The organism is Bacillota bacterium (genome assembly GCA_024655925.1).
In the GTDB taxonomy this organism is placed as follows: domain Bacteria; phylum Bacillota; class DTU025; order DTU025; family JANLFS01; genus JANLFS01.
In genome coordinates this window covers 1-2,960 of sequence record JANLFS010000181.1, presented here as the reverse complement: position 1 = coordinate 2,960, position 2,960 = coordinate 1, and the positions used below count along the sequence as shown (strand labels likewise).

The 2,960-nt window shown below is 56.8% G+C and carries 2 protein-coding genes; both read right to left on the bottom strand.

Going from position 1 to position 2,960, the window contains the following annotated elements:
* Window positions 1-28 precede the first annotated feature (28 nt).
* On the bottom strand, window positions 29-772 hold the full coding sequence (locus NUW23_15735) for a dihydroorotase family protein (protein MCR4427607.1): 744 nt from the start codon (window positions 770-772) through the stop codon (window positions 29-31).
* Between the two features lie 230 nt (window positions 773-1,002).
* Entirely contained in the window at window positions 1,003-2,904 is a 1,902-nt protein-coding gene (locus NUW23_15730; GenBank protein MCR4427606.1) for a sigma 54-interacting transcriptional regulator, read from the bottom strand.
* Window positions 2,905-2,960: the final 56 nt, after the last annotated feature.

Genomic DNA, 2,960 nt, shown 5'->3' with positions numbered 1-2,960 from the left:
ATTTCGGCCGTCAGCTACCGGAGGGATTTTACACCAGAAATCGGACTTGATCGGCACGGGCCAGGAAAATGAGAGTTGCAATGGCAATGTCATAATTCATCGAGTCCCCATATCTCAACGCTTTCGCGTAGGCCTGGGGGTCCGTGAGGCCCTTCTCCCAGAAGTACTTCTTCTCGATATGATGAAGTAGATCCTGAGTGTGAGGATGTACGCCGCAAATTGCCCCATACTTGGCGCACGCAGAGAAGATGTCGAATAGGTGACCGAGGTCGGTTATTCCCAGTTCAGGCATGTGGGGGTAATCCCGTTTGGTGTCTTTCCACATGAAGACCTTGATCCCGAGAGCTCCGACGTCGAGGAGGTCTTTGATCTCGTCCAGGTTCTGGGGCGGACCTGCCCAATGGCAGAAATCCACGACTGCCTTCGTCGCCGCGAGTTCTCGATGCTCAATGAATCTTTCGACTGAGTTGATAGTCGGCCTCACGTTCGGCATGTCGACCGCGAGGGTCACGCCGCCCACTGCCGCAGCCTTGGTACCTGTCTCAATGTCTTCTTTGTGAGTGAAGCCTGGTTCCCGGAAGTGCGCGTGTGTGTCAATTGCCCCAGGCAGCACAAGGAGTCCGGTGGCATCCATCGTCTGCCGGCTTTCCAGAGGCTCTCCGCGTCTGACAAGGGCGGCTATCTTCCCGTCCTGGACCGCAACGTCACAATCGACAAGCTTTCCTCCAGTGTAGACTCGGCCGCCTTTGATCAGTAAGTCATACTGTCCCATATTGGAGTCCCTCCCTGAGTCTGTTTAGCAACCGCGGCCGACTTGGTATGCAACAGTCGTACCACCTATCCGATCGGGCCTCCATTACTGGCTCTTCCAGCTAACGGGCCTTTCGTGGGAGTAATGCGTGTACCGCCATGGAACCGATGAAATGTCATTGTGATAGATGGCTTGAAAGAGCGCGTTCTAGCGACGCGGGGGACAGGGACTTTGGAGAGACGTCTGGTCTTTCACTTTGCGAGGCTCCGCTCTTGGCTGAGAGCCTTCAATCTGCGCCACAGGGTACAGTAACTGATCCCAAGCATCGCAGCTGCCTTCGCCTTGTTCCCGTTGGTGGTTTTCAGGGCCTCGAGGATCAGGTCTCCCTCAACCTCACTTATCCTGCGGATCCTTGCGCGGTGGTTGGATCCCACATATAGCACTTGTCTTACATGATGACCGGTGATCTCGAGCTCATTCCCGAACAAGGTGGCTAGACGATGCACTACGTTCCTGAGTTCTCTGACATTCCCAGGCCAACCATGCTGTCGAAGCTCCAGGGCGGCTTCGTCCGTCAGTTTCCCCAAGCTTTGTCTGCCCTTTCGCCTGAGTTCGTACGCAAAATGCTCAAAAACCGCCACGATATCTTCTGGCCTCTCCCTCAACGGAGGTAGCCTCAAGGCCAAGACGTTCAATCTGTGATACAGATCGGGCCGGAATCTGCCGTCAGCAACAAGTTCGTCGAGTTCTACATTGGTTGCCGCCACGATTCTGACGTCTACCGGGATCACCCTGTCATCGCCCAGCCGGATGACTTCTTTCTCTTGAAGCACTCTGAGTAGGCGGGGTTGAAGTGCCACCGGGGTCTCCCCTATCTCGTCCAAAAAGATGGTGCCCCCGTGGGCAAGTTCAAACAGGCCTGGCTTGCCGAGCTTTCGGGCACCGGTGAAAGCGCCCTCCACATATCCGAACAGCTCGCTTTCGAGTAGACTCTCCGGAATGGCCGCGCAGTTGATGGCGACAAACGGACCCTCCCGGCGGCGACTGGCGTTGTGAATCCCTTGGGCGAAGACTTCCTTTCCGGTTCCTGTTTCGCCGAGAATCAGCACCGGCTCGTCCGCGACACTGAGTTTACGCGCAAGGGCGGTTGCTTCCCTTATTCCCGCGCTGGTCCCTAGCACATCATCCAGTGTGAAACGGGCCAAGAGCCCCCTGGCACTCAGTTCCTTGCGGGCCTTTTGCTCGACAGTCTGGATCTTCGATAGTTCGGTGAACGTCAGTATAGCTCCGGTGGTCCTGCCGTTGGTTATCACCGGAGCCTGATTGATCACCACTTGCTTACCCCGTATACACTGCAACGCGCCCATGTCCACTTCGTTGGATTGAAGGGGCTTTGTCATATCAAGCTCAGGAACTATCAGGCTTGCCTGTTCCCCAACAGCTGCATGAGCCGGTATCCCAGTCAGCCTCTCCGCCGCCTTGTTGAAGACGGTGACATCGCCTTGCTGGTCCACAGCAATGACCCCGTCGCTTATCGAATCTATTATGGTGCGGATTTCCTCCGCCTTGGCCCGCTCCCGCCTTTTCGCTGGGATGATCCGCTGTGCCTCGCTGATGGCATCGGCCAGCACTTCCTCGCCTATCTGTATCTGGATACCTTGCAGGCCAATCCGGGTTGCGGCAGTCGTAATAGTGACGCCGCCCACGACTGCCGTACCCTCTACACGCCTGACGGCATCCAGGGCCTCACTGATCTCAGCAGGATCAAGTGAGCGGAGGACCCTCGTCATCGCCACGGGGATGTTTAGATAGAACGCCATCTCTATTGCGCATTGAACAACTGGCGCGCTCGAAACTACGCATATCCTGCCCTTTCCACTGTTGGCTTTCACCATCGCCCGCGTAAGATCGATGGCCGTGATCTTGGTAGGGATTAGTGGGACTCCCAGTCGCTCTGACATCTCCTTGTGACTGAAGCCCCACCGGCTGATTAGAACCTCGGCACCGTTCCGTACAGCCCTCGTGGCTGCCTCAATCTTCCTATGACCGGAACACGCTTCCACACCGAGCTCGACTCCCATCGCTCGAGACACTCGGCGGGCAGTCTCGGCACTCTCCTCATCCGGGGCCAAGAACACGATCTCCGTCGCCACAATCCCACCTCCTACCGCCCGGCGAAGCCCCGCAGCTGTTTACCTGTGTCGCTTCG